13 protein-coding genes and 1 pseudogene are annotated in these 17,994 nt (G+C 41.8%); 4 read left to right on the top strand and 10 right to left on the bottom strand.

Going from position 1 to position 17,994, the window contains the following annotated elements; all coding sequences use genetic code 11:
* Window positions 1-60 precede the first annotated feature (60 nt).
* From G4417_RS10015 to G4417_RS09980, 8 genes are all read right to left on the bottom strand, one after another.
* A complete protein-coding gene (locus G4417_RS10015; RefSeq protein WP_173683340.1) occupies window positions 61-3,528 on the bottom strand; it encodes a DNA polymerase III subunit alpha in 3,468 nt (1,155 codons plus the stop codon).
* Window positions 3,529-3,586: 58 nt separating this feature from the next.
* Window positions 3,587-4,426, bottom strand: coding sequence for a S1 RNA-binding domain-containing protein (locus tag G4417_RS10010; RefSeq protein WP_173683339.1), 840 nt, complete (start codon window positions 4,424-4,426; stop codon window positions 3,587-3,589).
* A gap of 235 nt (window positions 4,427-4,661) precedes the next feature.
* The gene (locus G4417_RS10005) at window positions 4,662-5,480 is read right to left on the bottom strand and encodes an alpha/beta hydrolase (protein WP_173683338.1); all 819 of its coding nucleotides are present in this window, start codon (window positions 5,478-5,480) and stop codon (window positions 4,662-4,664) included.
* A 113-nt stretch (window positions 5,481-5,593) separates the two neighbouring features.
* Window positions 5,594-6,286 (bottom strand): L-ribulose-5-phosphate 4-epimerase, encoded by a 693-nt coding sequence (locus G4417_RS10000; RefSeq protein WP_008707810.1) that lies wholly within the window; start codon window positions 6,284-6,286, stop codon window positions 5,594-5,596.
* A 150-nt stretch (window positions 6,287-6,436) separates the two neighbouring features.
* On the bottom strand, window positions 6,437-7,267 hold the full coding sequence (rhaD, locus tag G4417_RS09995) for a rhamnulose-1-phosphate aldolase (RefSeq protein WP_173683337.1): 831 nt from the start codon (window positions 7,265-7,267) through the stop codon (window positions 6,437-6,439).
* A 207-nt stretch (window positions 7,268-7,474) separates the two neighbouring features.
* Window positions 7,475-8,185 carry an acyl-[acyl-carrier-protein] thioesterase gene (locus G4417_RS09990; RefSeq protein WP_055058291.1) on the bottom strand — a complete coding sequence of 237 codons (711 nt, stop codon included), beginning with the start codon at window positions 8,183-8,185 and terminating at the stop codon, window positions 7,475-7,477.
* 136 nt (window positions 8,186-8,321) lie between these two features.
* Window positions 8,322-11,003 carry a sensor histidine kinase gene (locus G4417_RS09985; RefSeq protein WP_173683336.1) on the bottom strand — a complete coding sequence of 894 codons (2,682 nt, stop codon included), beginning with the start codon at window positions 11,001-11,003 and terminating at the stop codon, window positions 8,322-8,324.
* A gap of 84 nt (window positions 11,004-11,087) precedes the next feature.
* Window positions 11,088-11,783 carry a response regulator transcription factor gene (locus G4417_RS09980; RefSeq protein WP_026649482.1) on the bottom strand — a complete coding sequence of 232 codons (696 nt, stop codon included), beginning with the start codon at window positions 11,781-11,783 and terminating at the stop codon, window positions 11,088-11,090.
* A gap of 654 nt (window positions 11,784-12,437) precedes the next feature.
* On the opposite strand from G4417_RS09980, the gene G4417_RS09975 reads away from it, so the two are divergent.
* The 4 genes and pseudogenes from G4417_RS09975 (at window position 12,438) to G4417_RS09960 (ending at window position 15,917) form a co-directional block, all read left to right on the top strand.
* Window positions 12,438-13,082: a phosphoribosyltransferase gene (locus tag G4417_RS09975; protein WP_173683335.1), complete on the top strand. Its 645-nt coding sequence runs from the start codon at window positions 12,438-12,440 to the stop codon at window positions 13,080-13,082.
* A gap of 150 nt (window positions 13,083-13,232) precedes the next feature.
* Window positions 13,233-14,255, top strand: a pseudogene (locus G4417_RS09970) (alanine/glycine:cation symporter family protein); the annotation flags it as partial.
* A gap of 158 nt (window positions 14,256-14,413) precedes the next feature.
* Window positions 14,414-15,349, top strand: a complete 936-nt coding sequence (locus G4417_RS09965) for a bile acid:sodium symporter family protein (RefSeq protein ID WP_243872116.1) — start codon at window positions 14,414-14,416, stop codon at window positions 15,347-15,349.
* A gap of 118 nt (window positions 15,350-15,467) precedes the next feature.
* Window positions 15,468-15,917 carry a DUF5684 domain-containing protein gene (locus tag G4417_RS09960; RefSeq protein ID WP_173683333.1) on the top strand — a complete coding sequence of 150 codons (450 nt, stop codon included), beginning with the start codon at window positions 15,468-15,470 and terminating at the stop codon, window positions 15,915-15,917.
* A 121-nt stretch (window positions 15,918-16,038) separates the two neighbouring features.
* Here G4417_RS09960 and ptsP read toward each other — a convergent pair whose 3' ends face one another.
* Window positions 16,039-17,667, bottom strand: coding sequence for a phosphoenolpyruvate--protein phosphotransferase (gene ptsP, locus G4417_RS09955; RefSeq protein WP_173683332.1), 1,629 nt, complete (start codon window positions 17,665-17,667; stop codon window positions 16,039-16,041).
* Window positions 17,668-17,724: 57 nt separating this feature from the next.
* Window positions 17,725-17,982, bottom strand: a complete 258-nt coding sequence (locus tag G4417_RS09950; RefSeq protein ID WP_019160322.1) for an HPr family phosphocarrier protein — start codon at window positions 17,980-17,982, stop codon at window positions 17,725-17,727.
* Window positions 17,983-17,994: the final 12 nt, after the last annotated feature.

Raw genomic sequence — 17,994 nt, 5'->3', positions numbered from 1 at the left:
CATCTTCTGAATCTATCTCATTTTTACTATACACATATTCGGGTATAGTTTAGCGCATTTCTATAAGTTTTTCAATCCTCTTTCTACAACTTTAACATTGGTTTTACCATATTTTTCGTACATATAGTTCAGCCATAAGTCCTGAATTTGTGCATGATATCCAACCGGAAGCTTCTTTATGGCCTTTACGTCTTTCAGGTAGATCACAACAGCACTGTCACCCGGTGAACGTCTGAGGTCTGCAAGCAGTTCCTGAGATTGCTGTGTGTAGCTTTCTTTATTGTCAAACTGTATCCAGATTTCCCTTGGCATATTGTCAAAGGGACGGATTTTTTCAAGGATCAGTTTACTGGCGCGATCGTCCTCTGCAGATACTCTGCCCTGAATAAATACTCTGCCTTCTTCATTCAGGAACTGCTGACTTTTCTCATAATCTCTGGGGAACACAACTACCTCCACTGTTCCTACCAGATCCTCTACTGTAAGGAATGCCATAACCTTATTATTCTTTGTATATTTGATGGTTTTATCCGTAATCATTCCACCGATAATTACTTTCTGACCATCCATGACTTTCGGAAGATTTGTTTCTTCATCCTGCTGAAAATCAGAGGTTTTCGCAGAAATGGTTTTCTCCATCATTTCCCGGTAATTTTCCAGCGGATGACCACTGAGGTAGATTCCCAGAACTTCCTTCTCATATCCCAGAAGTTCCTCTTTTCCGAATTCCTCCACATCGGGCATACGGATTTCAAATTCTTTCTTATCTTCCTCGCTTACCAGATCAAAAAGGCTCATCTGGCCTGCCAGTGAATTCTTCTTCTCCTGACTGATGTTATCGGAAATCTTCTGATAAACCAGCATTTTCTGGCGGCGGTTACCATCCAGGCAATCCAGCGCACCTGCTTTGATAAAGTTTTCTACTGCTCGCTTATTCATCTGTGGAGAGTTTCGTTCCATAAAATCCTTCAGGGAACGATATTGTCCGTTCTCTTCCCTCTCTCTTACCAGGCTTTCAATAACCGGACGTCCCACACTCTTTATAGCGGACAGACCATATCGGATCGCACCGTTATCTACAGAGAATCCGTACATTCCACAGTTCACATCCGGCGGCAGGATCTTAATCCCCATCTGTCTGCAGACCAGAATATATTCTGCAACCTTATTGGGAAAATCAATAACCGATGTCATTAATGCGGCCATAAATTCCACAGGATAGTAATATTTCAGATATGCAGTCTGATAGGAAACAACTGCATAGGCTGCTGCATGGGACTTATTAAAAGCATATTTGGCGAAATCAATCATTTCATCATAGATTTTATTTGCCGTTGCCTCATCAATTCCATTTGCAATACAGCCGGGAACTCCCTCTGCTTCATTTCCATAAACAAAGTTCTGGCGCTCTTTTTCCATGACAGAGGCCTTCTTTTTGGACATTGCTCGACGTACCAGGTCGCTTCGGCCCAGAGTATAACCTGCCAGGTTCCGAACAATCTGCATAACCTGCTCCTGATAGACAATACACCCATACGTAGGCTTCAGGATCGGCTCCAGCTGAGGACAGTCATAACGGATGGTATCCGGTCGGTTTTTTCCCCGGATATACTGGGGGATGAAATCCATGGGACCCGGACGGTAAAGAGAAATTCCCGCGATCACATCTTCCAGGCTCTGAGGTTTCAGTTCCTTCATGAAGTTTTTCATTCCCGCGCTTTCAAGCTGAAATACACCATCAGAACGACCGGTGCCGAGGGAATCCAGAACCTTTTTATCATCATAATTGATTTTCTGCATGTCCAGAGTCACTCCTGCATCCTTCTGGATCAGCTTTACTGCATTCTGGATCACAGTCAGAGTACGAAGTCCCAGGAAGTCCATTTTCAAAAGTCCCAGCTCTTCCAGTGTTGTCATGGTGAACTGTGTGACAATGGAACCATCCGACGCTCTGGAAAGCGGTACATATTCAGAAACATCTTTCTGACTGATAACCACACCTGCAGCATGCATGGAGGTATGCCTGGGAAGTCCTTCCAGACGTCTTGCCATATCGATCAGATAATGAATTTCATCCTGCTCTTCATATGCTTTTTTCAGCTCAGGATTCATAGTAAGGGCTTTATCTATAGTAATATTTAATTCCTGCGGGATCATTTTCGCAATGGAATCCACCTGTGCATAAGGCATATCCAGTACACGGCCCACATCCCGGATCACACCACGGGCTGCCAGAGTACCAAAAGTAACAATCTGAACCACACAGTCATCCCCATATTTACGGCGGACATATTCAATAACCTCCTGCCTTCTTTCGAAGCAGAAGTCAACGTCAATATCAGGCATGGATACTCGTTCCGGATTCAGGAATCGCTCAAAGAGCAGATCATAACGTATAGGATCAAGCTGTGTGATTCCTAAGGTATAAGCAACAAGACTTCCTGCTGCAGAACCACGTCCCGGACCTACCATAATGTCATGATCGCGGGCATATTTGATAAAATCCCATACTATAAGAAAGTAATCCACATAGCCCATGTTTTTTATAGTAGATAATTCATAATCCAGACGGGATTTTAATTCCTCTGTAACCGGCTGATAGCGTTCTTCCAGTCCCTCGAAGCACAGTTTATTGAGATATTCCCAGGATGTAAGACCATCCGGCACATCGAATCTTGGAAGCTTGGTTACACCAAATTCAATCTCAACATGACATCTCTGTGCAATCTTATGTGTATTCTCCAGAGCTTCCAGGGCATATGGAAAAAGTTCTGCCATTTCCTCAGGGGATTTCACATAATACTGGCCACCCTCATAACGCATTCTGTCCTCGTCTGCCAGTTTCTTGTTTGTCTGCAGGCAAAGAAGAATATCATGGGGATCAGCATCCTCCGCCCTTGTATAATGCACATCATTGGTTGCCACAAGGTCAATACCTGTTTCTTCGTGCATACGGAGAAGCTCCTGATTTACCAGTCTCTGCGCAGGGATTCCATGATCCTGTAGTTCCAGGAAGAAATTGCCTTTTCCAAAAATATCCTGATAACGAAGAGCTGCTGCCTTTGCATCCTCATACATGCCTCTCTGAAGATATCTGGCAACCTCACCTGCAAGGCAGGCACTTAAGGCAATAATCCCTTCATGGTACTCTTTTAATACCGCAAGATCTACTCGCGGTTTATAATAGAAACCTTCTGTGAAACCCTTTGATACAATCTTCATCAGATTTGCATAGCCCTGATTATTTTCTGCCAGAAGAACCAGGTGGTAATATCTGTCCTCGCCACTTCCTGCTTCACGGTCAAATCTGGATCCGGGAGCTACATAAACCTCACATCCCAGGATCGGATTGATTCCCTCGGCCCTTGCTGCGCGATAAAAATCAATCACGCCGTACATAACTCCATGATCTGTGATCGCCGCACTGTCCATGCCAAGCTCTTTGACACGGGCTACATATTCTTTTATTTTATTGGAACCATCCAGCAGACTGTATTCTGTATGGACATGAAGATGTGTAAACTCCAACTCTATTCCTCTCCTGTTCTAATATCTGCAATTTTATCACAGTATATTTTTACTGTTATTATTTCGCGTAGATTCTCTTGTCTTTAATCTCTACTTTGCCTTCTTTCATCAGATGACCGATGGCACGTTTGAACGCCCCTTTGCTTAAACCAAATTCTCTCTGAATCACTTCCGGTGATGCCTTGTCATCAAATGGAAGAACACCTGCAAATTCATTGATTACTTCAAGGACATTCTCCGCATCCTCATTAATCTGAAGATATGCTTTCTGGCGGTCTGTGACATTCATCTTTCCGTCTTCTTTTACTTCACTGACACGCAACTCAAGGATCTTACCCGGGCGGTATTTTCCCTTGGCTTCTCTTGCAGGGATCAGTGCAGAATATTTATCATCAACTGCCACAAATACACCGAATCTATCGCTGATCTCATAAACACGACCTTTCACCATATCTCCCACTACATAAGGAGTTCTGGTGGAAAGATAATGATAAACCTTCATAGTTGCGCAGAGACGACTGCTCTTGTCAATATAGAGTGCTACCAGCACATCTTCTCCCTCTCTTACTTTCAAAGTCTGTTCATGATATGGAAGCAGAAGGTCTTTCTCCAGTCCCCAGTCAAGGAATGCACCAATCCTTGTTACCTGAGAGACTTTCAGAACTGCTGTCTGACCTACCTGAAGCTTCGGTTCTTTTGTTGTTGCAATAAGACGATCCTGAGAATCCTTGTAGATAAATGCTTCAATGCTGTCGCCTTCCTTTATTCCTTCCGGAACCTGTCTGGACGGAAGAAGAACACGGTTCTTTGCATCTGCCTGCATATCCTCACCCAGATATACACCAAAATCTACGGACTTTACTACTGTTAATTTCTGTTTTTTTCCTAACTCAATCATATAATCTCCATTTCTGTTGTGATAGTATCTTTTTAAAGAAAATTAAAAATATACTATACTTTCATCATCCTCTGACATTAGCTTTATATTTCAGTATAACATAAATAATAAAGGCGGCACAATGCCGCCTTATTATTTTTTATTATCTTATTTTACGTTACTGTTCACTATAGATCAGGATGTATTTTATTCCAACTCGATTTCACATACACTCAGACAGATTCTTTATCGTGTATTATATATTCTGCATCCACTTGCATGCCAGTTCCATCCAGGACTGGCACTCTTTCTGCACGCAGCCTCCGTCTTCATAGCTTGTCTCTTCATTTGCAAGACTCAGTCCATGTCCGCCAACCGGATAAAGATGCATCTCTACAGGTATTTCCAATTTACGCAGTGCGTTAAAAAACAACAGAGAATTTTCTACAGGAACGCAGTCATCCGTCACTGTATGCCACAGGAATGTTGGCGGTGTATCTCTGGATACCTGGAATTCCAGGGACTGTTCTTTTCGTTTATCCAGATCATTATAATCCTCTCCAAGCAGACATTCAAAAGATCCTGTATGTGCAAATTCACCGGAAGTAATTACCGGATAACTTAAGATCATACCGTTTGGCTTCACCATTTCTGAATCTATTCCAAGTGTTTCTGCAATGAAATTTTTCTTCCAGAAAACACCCAGACTTGCTGCCAGGTGTCCTCCTGCTGAGAAACCCTGAATTACAATCTTATTCGTATCAATATGAAATTCTGCTGCATTCTCTCTTAAGAAAGCTACGGATTTCGCAAGCTGCAAGAGTGCCAGCGGATATCTGGCAGGTTCTACACTGTAGCGCAGAATCACCGCATGATATCCTTTTGCCAGATACTGCATTGCAATCGGTTCTGCCTCTCTGTCAGACGTCATTGTATAACCACCACCCGGACAGATTACAACTACCGGACGCTTTCTGTTAATGTTCATTTCAATTGAATTATCCAGGAAATAAGTATATAAATCTGCTGTTTCTTTATATCCGTCCACTTTAATTTCAATCTTTTTATAAATCATAAGTTCCTCCCATATATACCAAAAATCTCCCGGCTGTTCAAAAAAGCACACTCTTATCCGGGAGATTTTTTATACCTATCACAGGTTCATATCTTTTATTTTCAGATCAGCAATTATTTATTTCCCTGTCCATAATATGCATTTGCACCATGTTTTCTGAAGTAGTGCTTATCCTGCAGATCCTGTGGTGCAGGTTTTACCTGTGGATTGATCAGCTCACAGCGGGATGCCATCTTGGCAACTTCCTCAAGAACAACTGCGTTATGTACTGCTTCATGAGCATCCTTGCCCCATGCAAATGGTCCATGGTTTTTGCAAAGTACTGCAGGTACTGCCTCATAGTCTTTATCCTTAAACAGGTCAACGATCAGAAGTCCTGTGTTTTTCTCATATTCTTCAAATTCTTTGCCTTCCAGACAGCGTGCACATGGAACTTCACCATAAATATAATCTGCATGTGTGGTTCCATAACATGGGATTGCTCTTCCAGCCTGTGCCCAGCTTGTTGCCCATGAAGAATGTGTATGTACAACTCCTCCAATGTTCGGGAATGCTTTGTACAGTTCTACATGAGTTGCTGTATCAGAAGATGGATTGTATTTTCCTTCTACCTTATTTCCATTCAGGTCTACAACAACCATATCATCCGGTGTCAGCAGATCATAATCAACTCCACTTGGTTTGATGACAAAAAGTCCTGATTCTCTGTCGATTCCGCTTACATTTCCCCATGTAAATGTAACAAGTCCGTATTTTGGAAGATCCATGTTTGCTTTGTAAACTTCCTCTTTTAATTTCTCCAGCATGATTCGTACCTCTCCTTTTGCTTTTCAGATATTCTTTTACAACAGCTTTCATATGTTCCGGATTTTTCTGCATATCCCACCCGGAAAATCTCTTAATATCTGTATTATAGCACTTGTACGGTACATGTACCAACTTGTATGTTGATTATTTTACTGTTTCTCATACAGAAACTCTTCAGGCAGGCTTACTTTGAAATCTTTTGCAAGTGAACGAAAATTATCCGGTGTAATAGTCTGAAGTTTATTTGGAGTCATAGAAAGAATCTTCACCAGGATCTCTGCAGATTTTTCTACTGTATGGAGCAGACCAAATGTCAGGTCAAAATCCTCACCTGAGCAGAACATTCCATGATGTGCCCAGATAACAACATCATATTTCTTCATTAATTCTGCTGTTTTTATGGCAATTTCTCTTCCACCCGGTACCATCCAGCCGACAACACCTACGCCGTCCGGGAATACAACCGGGCACTCTGTAGCAGATTCCCATAACTCTCTTGTAAAGATCTTATCATCCAATGGCAGAACAAATGTCAGAGCAATTGTATTTGTTGTATGTGCATGATAAATAACACGATGTTTTCCGTTTGTCAGTTTCTTCTTCACTTCATGATTCATCAGATGAGTAGGCAGCTCACTGGTAGGTCTGCCGCCCTCAACCAGACCCCAGCGGATTCTGTAATTTGTTCCTGTCTCATCCAGTTCAATGATTGCAAGACATACTTCCGGATCCACGATAATGTTTCTGAAATATTTACCGCTTCCTGTTACAAGGAAAAACTCTCCTGCTAATCCCGGAACCTCTATCCCGATCGGTGTCCATTTTCCAGGTGCATTCAGACGAGGCTTAATCATCTCTACTTCTTCCGGTTTCAGACGATAGCTTAAGTTTCCACCGTTTCTCTCATGCCATCCCTGCTGATAGCCATCATTTGCCATTTTGATAAATCCCTGTACAAATTTAGATTCCAGAATTTTCATAATATATATACCCTCCGCTTTTTGTGGTTTTATGTTGTTTGTTTTTAACAATATATTGTTTCTTGTTGTTTATGAATGTATTATATATTGTTTCTTGTTGTTTGTAAATAATTTATTCAAAAAATCTCTCACAAAACCACACATCAATTCCGAAATATCTTTGTCAATTCTGTCCTGCTATTCATCCTGTTCAGAAGATTTTTACCGTTATTTTTGCTGAAATTCTATAATTGCGTATGCTTTTCCGTCTGTATCATCAAGCGATACAATCACCTTTCCTGTTTCTGCTTTTGCTTTCGGGCAGATTATATCTCCAAGTTTTGCCTGCATCTTATACTCTGCACGCATCTGGTATACTTTGAAATCTTCCGGCAGGAAATCTTCTGCCATGCAGATATACTGACAGTTGTTTACATGATGATTGGTATCAAGATGATGCTTCTGCACTGTGAATGATTCCTGTGAAGTCATGTCATCCGGAAGTTTGATTTTCCTCGGTGCATAATCCATTTCCAGCTTTTCGCCGAGTATGTAATTGTCTGTATCTGCAGGTGTCAGTCTCGCCGGAATCCCTGTACTGATGGCCAGATGTGTCCAGTTGGAGTTCGCCCAGGCAAGCTTCTTCCCATCCATTGTTTCTATGGTGAAATTACGCATACCCATGAATCCTTTGAAATCATAAGGTGCTGTCGTGATCCTGATTTCCGTTCCCATAGCAGGATATTCATCCACAATTACCTGCCAGGAAGAAAGAACCCACGCTCTGTCTCTTGCCTTCAGCACGTCTCCTCCAAGCCCGACCGACTCCGCATGAAATGTACAGCAATCCTGAAAATAATTCAAAACACCCGGTAATGTCAGTTTGCCGTTCTCACCTGTCTCACTGTATCTGACTCTGCTGTTAAAACTGTAATTCATTTTTTATGTCCTCTTTTCTTATGTCGCTATGATTTTTTAATATACTTCTTTTCTATTATTATAACAAGCCAAAAGTATAAGGCATAAAACAGTTTTTTATAAACTACCCTATGCCTTATCTTTGTTCTACGTTATATTATTTACTGTAATTCTTTGCTACAAATGTGATCATTACCTTAAACAGATCCCCATCCAGATACAGCTTAAACTCACCTCCCTGCAGCTCTGTCAGGCTCTTTGCAATAGAGAGACCCAGTCCGCTTCCTTCTGTATTTCTCGCCACATCTCCTCTGATAAATCGTTCTGTCAGTTCATCCGCAGAGATATTCAAAGGCTGTGCTGAAATATTTTTCAGGGAAAAGGTTACTTTTTTATTTCTGTTACTAATCTCTGCGTAAACTCTGGTGCCTTCCATTGCGTACTTCACAACATTGCCGAATACGTTTTCCAGAACACGCCACATTCTCTGACCATCTGCGTAAATAATGGAGGGTTCATCTGTGAAATGTACCATCATAGTCAGATTCTTTTCCTGGAATTTCTCTTCAAATTCTCCGATCACCTGCTGCACCATTTCCACAAAATCAATATCATTCATCTCCAGTTTGATGTTTCCTGTGCTTGCCTTGGATGCCTCTACCACATCCTCTGTGAGCACCTTCAGTCTCTGGGATTTCTCATCCAGGATGCGAAGATATTCCTGTATTTTCGGATCTGTCGGGTTCTCACGTTTCATCAAATCTACATAATTAATAATGGAAGTCAAAGGTGTTTTCAAATCATGGGAAACATTTGTGATCAGCTCTGTCTGCATTCTCTCTTTTTTCAGGCTGTTCTCTACAGCAGCATCCAGACCACTGCCAATATTGTTGATATATTCTGCCATCACCTTCTGTTTTCCGGTAAGTGTATCTGTTTTAATCTTATACTGCAGTTCTCCATCGCTTATTTTCTTCAGACCATCCATAATAAGATCCAGTCCGTCCGCTTTTCTGATGACAAAAATCATAGCAGCCACATCTACAGCCATCAATGCCAGCAGGAATACTTCTGCACCACCGAATATGCAACCGATGATCAGAAACTGCAAGAATAAAAATGCACCTCCCACAAGCAGAACTTTTATTTTTTCTGCTGTATTTCTGGAAAAAGCTCTGGCAAAATCGGCAAGCTTCCCACTGCATTTTCCAATCCATTTCAGAACTTTTCTAATCAGACTGTTTTTCCATAGAGTACCTGCTTTTATTCTTCTTACCAGGCTGAGATATCCGATCAAAAACCATGCCATTGTATAAGTCCCACATATGAGACAGGTAACAATCACTGTCACTACTGCATAACTGTAACCCAATGATGAGTTGGCAATCAAAGTTCCCGATATGATCGTTCCTGCCAGCCATATACCGATCACTGCTCCTGCCGCAATTTCTGTATACCATCTGTCAAATCCGTTGAGATGAATTTCTTCATCCTTTGGTTTCCTTCCTGCTGTCACAGTCAGCCACACCATACCGATCAGCCAGAGCACACTTCCAAAGATTGCTCCTGCCAGCATCGGAAACATAAGCTTTGAATATGTCTCATAATTCTCTGCCTCATCAGCCATGGAATCTGCCACAGAAAATTTCGTATCAACAGAAACTGCAAATATAAAATCCTTTGTGTCAAAGCTCTGAGCAATGGTATGATTCCACACCTGCAGGTCTACATCCGGAATATTTGTCACACACTCACTTAATTCCGGGTAAACAACTGCATATGCTTTTTCTTTAAATATTGTCTCAAGGTTCTGCTCCAGCTGTGAATAGCTGCTGTATGCTTTTCTGTTTGTATAGATTGTCTTTTTCTCTTTATCTGCGAAAAGATATGTGAGATTGGTACTCCCTTCCTCATAATCTCCGGACGTATGGTATACAGACGTAAGTGATATGGCACAGTCACTGACATTTATATCATCCTGAACAGCTCTGATACAGTCCAGAACCTTGGCCAGTTCACTATAGGCATCCTCAAGTTTTCCATTCCATTCCGTACTGGAATTGACTGCATCCGGAAGACTTTCCGCACCCTGAGGCTTGAATTTCTCTGTAAATTCCTCTATCTCACAGAAATAAAACTCTGGATATTCTGTATTATGTTCTTTATCTGTAATACTTCCCAGACTTCGGCTATCCGAATCGCTCCAGTAGCCCAGTTCAATGGCAGCATCTATTTTCTGCTTTTCTGTTTTTTCTGCAAATTTTGTCTCATAGGAATCATCATACTCTTCCATGATATCCTGATCGTAATCAACCTTTAATGTTCCATCTGTCACCAGTTTCTTAAAATCACTTAAGGAAAAATAATAACTGCTGCCATCCGAAGCCTTACACTGGATAAACTGCCCTGCATCGTCAAGGCTTCCATCATCATATCCCTCTCCAACTCCGGTCCAGTCCTGCGCCCACTCCAGCAGATCTTTTACAGAATATGCCACGCCAGATGTATTCTTAAAAGAAAGCTCACTCAACGAATCACGGTTGATTTCCTTTTCTTCAAACTCTGCCAGATCGATCACTGCCGATGAACCTGCGTTTGTAAGGTAATTTATATCCTCTTTTGCTGACAAACTTTCCAGAATATCCGTACCTCTGGAATTCAGACGCTCCCTGAATCCCTCTGACTGAATGTAACTTTTTCCTCTATCATCCAGACGGATCCCCGTCTGATAAATCATTAAAAAAAATGCTGCACATATCACAGCCGCCACAGCTGCCAGATGTACGATCACGATCCAGACCGCCTTGGCAACATTGCTCCTGTATCCTTTTCCCTTCATAAATTTGTCCCTTTCCTTTGCATTCGCTCCGTTACTTGATCTAGGTCAAGCGGATAAAATCATCCGCTTCGCTACTTGATTCGGTTAAATTTTTTCAATTTTATACCCAAGTCCCCACACAACCTTCAGGTATCTTGGCTCCCTTGGATTAATCTCAATTTTTTCTCTGATATGCCGGATATGCACTGCCACCGTATTATCTGCAGCAACCGCTTCCTCATTCCAGATGTTTTCGTAAATCTGATTAATGGAAAATACCCTTCCCTGGTTTTTCATCAACAGAAGCAGGATATTGTACTCAATGGGTGTCAGTTTCACCACATCACCGTCTACCCTGACTTCCTTCAGATCATCATTTATACTCAAACCTCCTGTCTCGTAGATATGAGCATTCTCCACAGGTATTGCCGCTCCCAGCCTTGTATATCTGCGAAGCTGTGACTTCACCCTCGCCACCAGTTCCAGCGGATTAAAAGGTTTTGTCACATAATCATCTGCTCCTACATTTAATCCAAGGATCTTATCTGCATCTTCTGATTTTGCAGAAAGAATAATGATCGGAAGAGGATTCTCTTCCCTTATCTTCAAAGTAGCCCGGATGCCATCCAGCTTCGGCATCATAATATCTATGATCAGCAGATCCACCGACTGACTGCGCAATGCGTTAATCGCCTCCACACCGTCGTATGCCTTCAGGACCGTATAGCCTTCCTGCTCCAGATAAATACTGATTGCCTCTACAATGTCTTTATCATCATCACAGACCAGAATATTCGCCACTTTACACACCTCCCTCATCATCCGAAATGCCTGTCTGAAATCTCTCATGTACAGACACCCCGGCTTCTTATTTTGTATTTCTGATATTAGAATAATCGAAGCTTCTTAATATGAAAGGGACAAATTCTTAAGATTTTCTTATGATTATTCACTTTTCGCAGTCAAAATATCAGGCTGTTAATCTGTCACTTTTATCAGGCTCCTATTTTCATCCAATTCTTCTATTCGTTCTGCTGTATACATTTTTTATCTCATCTTTTCTCTTTTTCTGACAGTCAATAATAGACTGAAAATCATTATATCATTTCACATATATTACTTCTATAGAATATTCTCTTCTGTTTCCCATTTCCACACCCATCACTGTTTATTCCATTCTCCATAACTCACAACCAATCTATAGCAACCCTCGTAAATAATACTTCCATCAACGCACCAGGGGATCATCGTTATATGTTTTTTGGTATTTTATTAACAATCTTCATACATATCGCATAATTTTTTATTGATTTTGTACAATATTATTTATTTTTCGGCAAAACAATGCTACAATGTTTTACAAGATTAGTGTACTGATTTATAACTGTTCAATGGTCTGCTAACCGCAAAGCTACTGAACAGTTACACGTTTTTTTCAACGAGGGAGGTATTCTTATGAATCTGGAAAACATGACAAAAATCTACGCCCGTGGTGACAGCCGCATTCAGCTGAAGGTAATTCCCGGACATTTCGTCACATCTCAGTCACATATCACTCACTATCTGGATCTTACAACTATGAAATCCAGAACTGCCGAAGCACAGAATATTGCTCACGAACTGGCTGCTAATTATGAAGTATCTACTCCTGTTGATACCATTATCTGTATGGACGGACTGGAAGTAATTGGCGCATATCTTTCTGAAGAACTTACCAAAGCCGGCATTTTTTCCCTGAATGCTCATCAGACGATCTACGTGATTACTCCTGAATCCAGCAATTCCGGACAGATTATCTTCCGTGATAATTTTCAGCCAATGATCAAGGGCAAAAATATACTGATCCTCAATGGTTCGATTACCACAGGCTCTACTTTGTCCAAAGCAATCGAGAGCATTCTGTATTACGGAGGCACTATCAGAGGTATCACAGCCATATTCAGCAGAGTAGACAGCGTGGCTTCTCTCCCTGTATATTCTATTTTTAACACCAAAGATATACCGGACTATCATTCCTATTCATCTACAAAATGTCCAATGTGTCAGAGGCAGCAGAAAATCGATGCCATTGTCAGCAGCTACGGATATTCAGCTCTGTAAATCTTCGAAGTATTTTATAAAGAAATTGTATTGACAATCCAGGCAAAACAAGCTTATAATACAGTAAATTAATACTTACCAGAAAAGAGCGATGTTGTTCACAACATGGCTCTTTTTGCTTTTCAGAAGAAAAATAACTAATCATACCCATATCGTGAAGTTAATGCAAAAGGCGAAATGAGCGGCGGTCCTATGTACACCATGAAAAAAGGACTGAAAAACAAAACCTTTGGTGCCATTCTTGCATGGCTATTTGCACTTTTTACTGTTATCGCCTCCTTTGGTATCGGAAACATGACACAGGGCAACTCCATTGCCAGCGCACTTCACTCCACATTTAATGTGCCGACACAGATTTCCGGAGTTGTGATCACCGTTTTATCCCTGGTCATCATTGTAGGCGGAATCAAATCCATCTCCAAAGTTTCCGCTGTTGTTGTTCCTACCATGGCAATCTTTTACGTTATCTGCGGTCTGATCGTAATCATTGGAAATATTTCCAATCTGCCTTCCGGTCTGGCCATGATCTTCAAAATGGCTTTCTCCGTAAAAGCAGTGGGCGGCGGACTTTGCGGTTCCATCGTTGCTTCCATGATGAATGCCATGAGATTCGGTGTTGCACGTGGTGTCTTCTCCAATGAAGCAGGTATGGGCTCTGCAGCCATCACAGCAGCCGCAGCAACCACAGATAATCCTGTACGCCAGGGCTATATAAACATGACCGGAACCTTCTGGGATACTATTGTTGTATGTACCATCACCGGACTGGCAATTGCCTCCTCCGGAGTACTTGGAACAACAAATGCAGCCGGAGAACTTCTCACAGGCTCTGACGTTACTATCGCAGCATTCGAAACTGTCCTAGGATCTGCAGGCGGCTGGCTGGTAACCATCGGCATCACATTATTCGCTTTTTCCACCATCCTTGGCTGGGAGTATCATGGTGAAAAAGCTTTCGAGTATCTGTTTGGAACGCATAAATATAATATGGTCTACAGAATCATATTTTCACTGGTAGTCTATATCGGATGTACCCAGACTCTCAGCCTGGTATGGAACTTCTCCGATATCGCCAACGCACTGATGGCTATCCCGAACCTGATCTGCATGCTCCTGTTAAGCGGTGAGATTGCCAAAGATGTAAAAGAATTCCAACCGGAGATTAAAAAATAATACCTACGCAAAAGAGAGACCAATCCGCACAAGATGGTCTCTCTTTTTACTGCAATTTTTTTCATTTCACCATTGCCCTTACACTTTTTTGTGGTAAACTGTAAAAAAATCATACGTAAAAGCCGAGGTGTAATATGCTCAATAAATTTAACAGCTTTATGGAAAAATGGATGCCCTTTGTAACGCCGGTCTGCCTTATGGTGGGCGTACTTTTTCCGGATATTGCAAGGCATGGTGTACCTTATGTCACCTATGTTTTTGCTTTTATGACCTTTATCGGAGCACTGAAATCCAGGTTCCGGGATATAGCAAATGTATTTAAACGTCCACTTCCTCTGATCCTGATGTTTCTGGTTTTACATATTCTGATTCCGGTGACCGCCTATGGTGTGGGGCTTCTGTTTTTTCCGGAAAATATTAATTATATTACCGGAATTGTACTGGAGTTTTCGGTTCCTGTTGCAGTGATCAGCCTGATGTGGGTATCCATTTATAATGGAAACAATCCCCTTTCCCTTTCACTGGTCATTTTGGATACCATCCTTTCTCCCTTTCTGATTCCTGCCACACTGAAAATCCTGGTTGGATCCAATATTAAAATGGATACTGCTGGAATGATGAAAGAACTGGTATTTATGATTGCTCTTCCGGCAGTGATCGCCATGTGCCTTAATGAATTCAGTCATGGAAAAGTAATGGAAACCTGGCCAAAAAAACTTGCACCTTTTTCAAAAATGTGTCTGATTTTTGTGGTGACTTCCAATTCCTCCAAGGTTTCTCCCTATATAAAGCATCTGAATGGAGAACGTCTGGCTGTAACAACTATAATTCTGGTACTGTCTGCCAGCGGATATGCCATTGGCTGGCTGATTGCCATAGTTACAAAACAGAATAAGGAATCTACCGTTTCTATGATCTATGGCTCCGGCATGCGTAACATCAGCGCCGGTGCAGTGATCGCCGGTGCATATTTTCCTGCAGAATGTCTGTTTCCGGTTATGATCGGAACCCTGTTCCAGCAGATTCTGGCTGCATTTTACGGAAGCCTTGTGCGCCGGGTACAAATGTCACAATGTAAAAAAGAGGATATTTGATCCATAATAATTGACGAAAAAATACGAATGTGCTTTAATTAATTTAACTACTTGACTATGTCAATACTATATTTTTTCATATGCATCATATTCTTAAGAAGAACAGGAGGAAAATCAAATGGGACTTATAGCAATCAGCAGTCTGATGCTCTTGGGCGGTATGTATCTGATGATCGCATTCGCATGGTGGCTTCTGCAGATCATTGCCAACTGGAGAATCTTTACCAAAGCAGGGGAAGCCGGATGGAAAAGTATTATTCCAATATATGGCGATTATATTTCTTATAAAATCGCATGGCAGCCTGCATATTTCTGGCTGACTCTCATCCTGGGAATCGTATCCTCTTACCTGCAGGGAACCCTGGAAACAAGTGAAAGCTTAACAGTCTACATGCTCGTCATACTGATCAAAATCATACTTGTCATCATCAGCATTATGTATAGCATTAAGCTTGCAAGAGCCTTCGGCAGAGGCACAGGATTCGCCATTGGCCTTATCTTCTTACCGCCAATCTTCATGCTGATCCTTGGCTTCGGCGATGACAGATATTATGGACCAGATAAATAAACAACCTCTAAATGAAAAAATCCTCATTGATTCTGGTAAAAACATTTCAGGGGGCTGACCGTACTCCCGGTCAGCCCCCTGCATATATTTTACATTTTACAGTTGCAATTCTTTTTTACAATTATTCTTCTACCTTCATCTCCCGAACGATCTTACGCAGCTTCAATACCATAGACGGTGCCACAGACAGTTCATCCAGTCCCATGCGTACAAACTCCTCAGTCAGGGTAGTATCTGCACCCAGTTCTCCACAGATGCCGGCCCATTTTCCACATTTATGTGCATTGTCCACTACCATCCGGATCATGCGAAGCAGTGCTTCATGGTGTGGATTATAGAACTCATCCAGTTTCTCATTCTGACGGTCAATAGCCAGTGTATACTGTGTCAGGTCGTTGGTACCGATACTGAAGAAATCTACCATTTCCGCAAGTCTGTCACTGATGATCGCTGCTGCCGGAGTTTCAATCATAATTCCCTGCTCAGGAATCTTGTACTGAATCTCCTGTGCTTTCAGCTCCTCTTCAACCTCTGCCACGATCTCATAGATTTTCTTTACTTCCTCAGTGGAAGTGATCATGGGATACATAATAGACAGATTTCCATATACTGCTGCTCTCAGGAGAGCACGAAGCTGTGTCTTGAAGATTTCCGGCTGCTTCAGGCAGATACGGATTGCACGATACCCCATAGCCGGATTATCTTCATTTCCCAGATTAAAGTAATCTACCTGCTTGTCTGCTCCGATATCCAGTGTACGGATGATCACCTTCTTGCCTGCCATCATCTGTACCGCCTGCTTATAGGCCTGGAACTGTTCCTCCTCTGTAGGGAAATCATTTCTGCCCAGATACAGGAATTCACTTCTGAAAAGACCGATTCCTCCTGCATCATTTTCCATAACATAGCCGATATCTCCAACACTTCCGATATTGGCATAGATATTGATCTTATGGCCATCCAGAGTTACGTTTTCCTTACCCTTAAGTTCCTGGAGCAGTCTGAGCTTCTCTGCTTCTTCAGCCATTTTCTCTGTTGTCTGTGCTTTCACAGTCTCATCCGGCTCAAAGATCACAGTACCCTGGAATCCATCTACAACTGCCTCCATTCCTGTGTGAATTTCTTCCAGATCCATATCCACACCGATCAGCGCCGGAATATTCATCATACGTGCAAGGATTGCTGTATGGGAATTGGTGGAACCGTGAACTGTCACAAATGCCAGGATCTTGTCTTTATCCATCTGTACCGTTTCACTTGGGCTCAGATCATCTGCCACGATAATTGATGGTTCAATTGAACTTAAATCTGCATCATCCTGTCCGCTGAGATTACGGACCAGACGCTCTGAAATATCCTTGATATCTGCAGAACGTGCTTTCATATAATCATCATCCATGGAGGCAAACATTTCAGCAAAATTATCGCCTGTAGCAGCTACTGCATACTCTGCATTAATCTGCTCTGTACGGATCGTATTCTGGATTGCTTCCAGATAATCATCATCCTCCAGCATCATCTGATGTACTTCAAAAATAGCAGCACTTGCTTCTCCAACCTCTTGAACAGCTTTATCATAAAGCTTCTGGAGCTGCTCCTTGGATTTTTCCAGGGCTTCATCTACTCGTTTGATTTCCGCCTCCGGATCCTCAATCCGTGTACGTTTTACCTGATAATCATTTTTCTTCAGAACCACAACCGGTCCCATTGCAATTCCCTTATACACAGATTTTCCCTGATAACTCTGCATTGTTTTTTCCTCCTTCTTATTTATGATGAATTTTAATATGTATATCCCTGGCTGAAATTATAAGTTATTCTCAAAAAATGCCTTTAACTCAGCAATTGCGGTATCCTCATCAGCACCCTCTGCACTTACGGTAACTGTATCGCCCTGCTTTACGCCCAAAGACATAAGCATCATAAGCTGTGTCAGTTTTTTTGTTTTGTCACCCTTTGTGATCGTACATTCGGACTGGAACTTCTTTGCCTCTTTTACCAGAAGTCCTGCTGGTCTTGCATGGATTCCAAGTTCGTCTTTAACAGTATATTCAAATGATTTCATCCTTTTATTCTC

The organism is Blautia wexlerae (genome assembly GCF_013300825.1).
Lineage (GTDB): Bacteria > Bacillota > Clostridia > Lachnospirales > Lachnospiraceae > Blautia_A > Blautia_A wexlerae_B.
This window is presented reverse-complemented; position numbering and strand designations above follow the sequence as displayed.